5 protein-coding genes are annotated in these 5,650 nt (G+C 54.5%); all 5 read left to right on the forward strand.

Going from position 1 to position 5,650, the window contains the following annotated elements; genetic code table 11:
- On the forward strand, positions 1-267 hold a 267-nt coding region (locus IQ273_RS34135; protein WP_228054142.1), incomplete at its 5' end, for a hypothetical protein.
- A 1-nt stretch (position 268) separates the two neighbouring features.
- Positions 269-1,456 carry a response regulator gene (locus IQ273_RS29450; protein WP_397198966.1) on the forward strand — a complete coding sequence of 396 codons (1,188 nt, stop codon included), beginning with the start codon at positions 269-271 and terminating at the stop codon, positions 1,454-1,456.
- 60 nt (positions 1,457-1,516) lie between these two features.
- Positions 1,517-1,882 (forward strand): response regulator transcription factor, encoded by a 366-nt coding sequence (locus IQ273_RS29455; RefSeq protein ID WP_194026667.1) that lies wholly within the window; start codon positions 1,517-1,519, stop codon positions 1,880-1,882.
- Between the two features lie 64 nt (positions 1,883-1,946).
- Entirely contained in the window at positions 1,947-2,561 is a 615-nt protein-coding gene (locus tag IQ273_RS29460; RefSeq protein WP_194026668.1) for a chemotaxis protein CheW, read from the forward strand.
- 81 nt (positions 2,562-2,642) lie between these two features.
- Positions 2,643-5,585: a methyl-accepting chemotaxis protein gene (locus IQ273_RS29465; RefSeq protein WP_194026669.1), complete on the forward strand. Its 2,943-nt coding sequence runs from the start codon at positions 2,643-2,645 to the stop codon at positions 5,583-5,585.
- Positions 5,586-5,650: the final 65 nt, after the last annotated feature.

The following is a 5,650-nucleotide window of genomic DNA, read 5'->3' on the forward strand; positions in this document are numbered from 1 at the left end:
GTCTGCAATGGGAAGACAAATCGTTTTATCGCCTGCGGTTCCACGCTTCCGTCGTTGCTTGGCCATCACGTTGGCCTCCTAAGCGCTCTACCCCTATTTTACTCGACACAAACTTGGGTGGAACTAGATTTGGTCTTTACTATAAGAATCAATCACATATCTGAATTAAAAAATTTAATACCTCAAAAAAAAGACGGCGAGACAACCTCATCATTAGCAGCCGTTCAGCAAATTTCAAGCATCGTTTTATCTACGCTGTCTTCCTAGAATGAGTAATAGAACAGAACAGTACCCACAATCCTTGGCTCACTATTTACGGGTCAAAAAGCTACAGATCTTTTCAGTTCTCAAACGCTCAGATTTTAGCGGTCAACTGGTTTGGTCTGATCCTGAGGGACACAAATGGACTTTGTTTTTTAACCAGGGTCAGGTGATTTATGGTAGCGGCGGGGTACATCCTATCCGGCAGTGGTACCGCCAGGCCCAATCCCGTTTGCCAGAACCGGCCTTGAGTTATCAAGTGTTACAAAATTCTTTAGCGATCGCCCCTCGCTCTAGCTGGCTTGACAGTTGGGACTACGACTTGATGCATAACTGGCTAAGCCAAGGGCAGCTTTCTCCCCAAGCACTACAAGAGATTAGCGCCCATGTTGTGGCCGATATCTTGTTCGATGTGGTGCAAGCCCGCGATACGCAATATAAGCTCATTCGGCAGCCTGCGCTTGGCTCTAGTGAGATGCCGTTGTATGTAGATACCCCGACCCTACTCCTCGCAGTAACCGAGCTTTGGAACAAATGGCTAGAGGTCGGGCTAGAAGCCTATTCCCCTAACTTGGCCCCGGTGATTCAGCATCCAGAACCAATTCGGGCGCAGGTGTCACCCGGGGTCTATGCTTCGCTCATGCAGTTGCTCGATGGTCAACGTAGTCTGCGCGACCTGGCGGCCAAGCTAGGACAAGACGTACTCAACCTCACCCAGGCGCTACAGCCCTACCTCAAGGCCGGATGGATCACCCTGGTCGAAGTGGCCGACTTTCCTGCTCTAAATGGACCAGATCCACCAATCGCGAGTCACCAACGCCCCCTCAAAATTGCCTGCGTTGACGATAGCCCGATGGTTTGCAAAGCGATGGGGCAGGTGATTAGGGCCGCAGGGTACGACTTTTTACCCATTACCGAAGGGGCAAAGGCCATTCCGACACTACTGGCTCAAAAGCCAGATCTGGTGTTTTTAGACCTGGTCATGCCCGATACCAATGGCTACGAAATTTGCAGCAGTCTGCGCAAAACGTCTCGCTTTAAAGATGTTCCCATCGTCATTCTCAGCGGCAACGACGGCCTAGTCGACCAGGTGCGTGCCCGGCTGCTAGGGGCTACCGATTTTTTAAGCAAACCGATGGAGCCAATTGTAATTCTCTCCGTTATTCGCAAACACCTAATTCACACTCGAACCTAACCCCATCCACTCAACTACCACCTCCCTTCACTTACCCATTCTTCTCCCTACCCAAGAGCCATGAGCAAAGTTTTAATTGTTGAAGACAGCCTGACCGATAAAGAAATTCTTACGCTTTGTCTGCGCGATCGCGGCATTACAGTACTAACCGCGAAAAGCGCCGAAGAAGCCTTTGAGCAGGTTAAAAGCCATCAGTTCGATCTAATTATTCTCGATGTTGTGCTGCCCGATCGCAGCGGCTTTGAAATTTGCCGCGAGCTCAAAGAAGACACCAGCACCATGCAGGTACCGGTGATTATGTGCTCGACCAAAGGCACCGAAATGGATAAGTTTTGGGGTCTCAAGCAAGGGGCCGATGCCTACCTGTCCAAGCCCATTGATCAAGACGAACTTCTTAAAGCCGTCAATCAACTGGTCAAAGCTTAATCAGCCTAGACAAGTACCCATGACCCGCCCCATCAACCTCTGCCCCACTCAAGCATTTTGAGCCATGCCTATTGACACCGCGATCGCCCCTGGAGACCCCCCACCTCAAGGCACCTCTGCTCAATCATCGCAGAACGCCCTTCTCCCCGAGGAGTCAGCCAATTTAGCCCCCGAAGAGCAGTTTTTGCAGGTGACTGTGAACGGCGATTTGCCGCTGCTGCTGCCGGGAGCCAACCTGGTCGAAATTATGAAGCTGACTATTAACGAGGTGGTGCCGATGTTTGAAATGGCCCCTTGGGTGATGGGCATCTACAACTGGCGGGGCGACATGCTGTGGGTAGCCGACCTGGGCCACTTTTTAGGGTTTGTGCCCTGGTACCACCAGGCTAAAGCCACGACTCGGCATACGGTGGTCGTCATCAAGCCGCCCTACTCAGCTACTCAGCCAAGCGCAGACCAGCAGCCCATGGTGGGTTTAGTCGTCAGCACGGTAGAAGCCATGGTGACCTACCCCACCACCGCCCTGCAGCCGCTGCCCAATCAAATGTCCAGCCTAAGCGCGGCGCAGATTGGCCCCGACCTATTGCCTTTTCTCCAGGGGTGCTGCCCCACCAGCAGTGGTCAGCCCCGGTTGGTTTTAGACGGCACGGCGGTGTTAGCGGCTATGGCTCAACCCTAATCCTGCCGCCGCAGGTGACAGCAGCATTTTCCCCACATATTTTATGCCGCCAACTTAATTAAATTCTTCAGGTTACTCGCTATGACTCAAGGTTCTTCTCTATCTACCCTCCGCAGCCAGGCTCAAACGGTAACTGCGGATGATTTGCTGGTGCAAAACCCCGATGCCGCTTCCCCCAAAAGCTTTGTCAAAACCTACTTTGCCGGCCGCAGTCTACGGCAGCAACTGCTGTCTACGGTACTGCCCCTGAGCATTTTGCCCCTACTGGTCGGTGGTCTCATTACCTATGCCCTCACCCAAAGCCGCGCTCGCACAACTATCAACCAGGCGTTGCAGGGTCAGGCCATCTTAGCTAGTGAAACCGTTAACAGCACCCTGAACGAGCAACTTGCCTTTGCCCAAGTTTTTGCCCAAAACCCGCTGATTTTAGACAAAGTACGCCGCGATCGCACCCTAGCCGCCAACTTGCAGCTACTACAGGTGCCCGAAGCCACCCTAGAGTCGCGATTTAATTCGAGTAAGCAGCTAGCCACCAATCCTGTCTTTAACGACTATCTGGCCCAAACCGCCGCTGTCAAACAATTTGCCGAGATCATTGTCACCGAGGCCAATGGTTTCAACGTGGGCTATAGCAGCATTCCCTCTAATTTTGTGCAGGCAGGCGAAGACTGGTGGGAGCAAGCTAAAAGCGATGAGTTCTGGTTTGGTCAGCCCGGCTACGATGACTCCACTGCTCAGGTAGGTCTCGACTTTAGCCAGGCTATTCGTGACCCCAACAGCAACGAATTTTTAGGCGTGGTGAAATTTTTGATTACCACCCTTGAGTTTGAGCAGCTCAATGAGTACTTGGTCAATGCCGGTATTCAGGGCTCTCAGCAGGTGCAGCTGCTCGAACCAGCGTCTAATTACGTGCTGGCTACCTTTAATGAGCAAGGTCAAGAAGCGGCCCTAGAGCCTAGCTCTAGTAACCTAGTTGGCGGCGAGGTCGTGGGCAAACTGGCTAACGCTGTGTCCCAAGCCACCCAGTCCGAGGTAGTCCCTAATGACCTGCAACAGCAGCTCAAGTCAGCCTTCCCGGTCAGAAACCTCGAGGTATCTACCGTTGAAATCAATGGCTTGGAGAACGTTGTAGTGACATTTGCCTACCAGGGCAAGCAGTACTCTTTAGCTACGGTGCTCCGGATTAACTCGGTAGCGATCGCATCTATAGACACCGCCGAAATTCGCGCCGCTGGTCGCGAGAACCTGGTCACCCTGGGGCTGTTGGGCTTGGTGCTGGGTGGCGTGGTCGCCCTGTTAACCAGAACCGTAGCCCAGCAAATCTCCTCGCCGCTCAATGCCCTGGCAGGCAAAGCCCAGGAAGTGTCTCGGGGCAACCTCGATGCTCAGGCCGATCTAATCGGGTCGTCTGAAGCCCAAACCTTGGCCCAAACTTTTAACGAGCTGGTCGTACAGGTGCGCGGCTTTTTGCGCCAGCAAACCCTCAATGCCCGCCGTGCCACCCTGGCAGCCGACATCACCGGAGCCAAAATTATCGACTCCGCCGATCTGCTGCCCATCTACGAACGTCTAGTCACCGAGGTGCGCGACATTCTCACCTCCGATCGGGTAGTGGTTTACCAGTTCAACCCCGACTGGAGCGGACAAATCGTAGCCGAATCGGCAGGAACCCAGTGGCCCAGCGCCTACGATCAGCAGCTAGGCGACCCCTGCATTCCCGCCGCAACCCGTAATAAATACGAAGCCGAAGGCATATTACTCGAAAACAACGTGGCCACCGCTGCCTTTCACCCCGAGCACTTGGCCCTGCTGCACAGCCTACAGGTCAAATCTATTTTGGGGGTGCCGATGGTTAGCCAGGGCAAGCTATACGGCCTGCTGATTACCCACCACTGCCAAACCGTGCACCCGTGGCAAGAGGCCGAAATCGACTTCCTGAAACAGATAGGGCTACAGCTGGGCCTGGTGATTGAACGTGTACAGCTAATCGAGCGCACCCGTAACCTGGCCGAAGAACAGCGGCAGATTAAAGAAGGCCTGCAGCGCAGCGCTCTGCAATTGCTGATGGATGTGGACCCGGTGAGCCAGGGCAACCTGACCGTGCGAGCCAAGGTCACTGAGGACGAAATCGGCACCCTGGCTGACTCCTACAACGCCACCATTGCCAACCTGCGCAAAATTGTAGTGCAGGTGCAAGATGCCTCCCGTCAGGTGGCCGACACCACCGACACCAGCCAAACCGCTGTACGCACCCTGGCCGAATCGGCCAATCAGCAGGCTGCGGAAATTCTGTCTGCGATCGATCGCGTCCAGGAGATGGCGACCTCGGTGCAGCTAGTTGCCACCAACGCCGAAAAAGCGGAAGCGGCGGTGCTGGAAGCTGAGCAAACCGTAGCCCAGGGCGACGATGCCATGAACCGCACCGTTGACGGCATCATGGCCATTCGCGAAACCGTAGCCGACACCGCTAAAAAAGTGAAGCGCCTGGGCGAATCATCCCAGAAAATTTCTAACGTCGTGAACCTCATTAGCGGTTTCGCAGCCCAAACCAACATGCTTGCTCTCAACGCCTCCATTGAGGCTTCTCGGGCCGGAGAAGGCGGCAAAGGCTTTGCGGTAGTGGCTGAAGAAGTGCGCGAACTGGCCCGCCAGTCGGCAGAAGCCACCACCGAAATCGAAAAACTAGTCGCCAGCATTCAGACCGAGACCAATGCCGTTGTCACCGCCATGGAAACCGGCACCGAGCAGGTGGTCACCGGCACTCAGCTAGTGAATGAAACCCGCCAGAGCCTGAACCAAATTACCGTCGTCAGTCGCCAAATTAGCGCTCTAGTGGGCGCGATCGCCGATGCCACCGTCGTTCAATCCCAGGTCTCTGAAGTCGTCAGCGAAACCATGACCAGCGTCGCCACCACCGCCAGCCAAAACTCCAGCGCCGCCAACCAAGTCGCCGACGCCTTCACCCAGCTGCGATCTGTAGCCCAGTCCCTGCAAGAGGAGGTAGGGCGATTCACCGTGAGCTAGTGGTGGATGAGTAGGTGAGTAGGTGAGTAAGTAAATTCCCGAAGGGTGAGCATTGCCCCCTAATC

The organism is Nodosilinea sp. LEGE 07298 (genome assembly GCF_015207265.1).
Lineage (GTDB): Bacteria > Cyanobacteriota > Cyanobacteriia > Phormidesmidales > Phormidesmidaceae > Nodosilinea.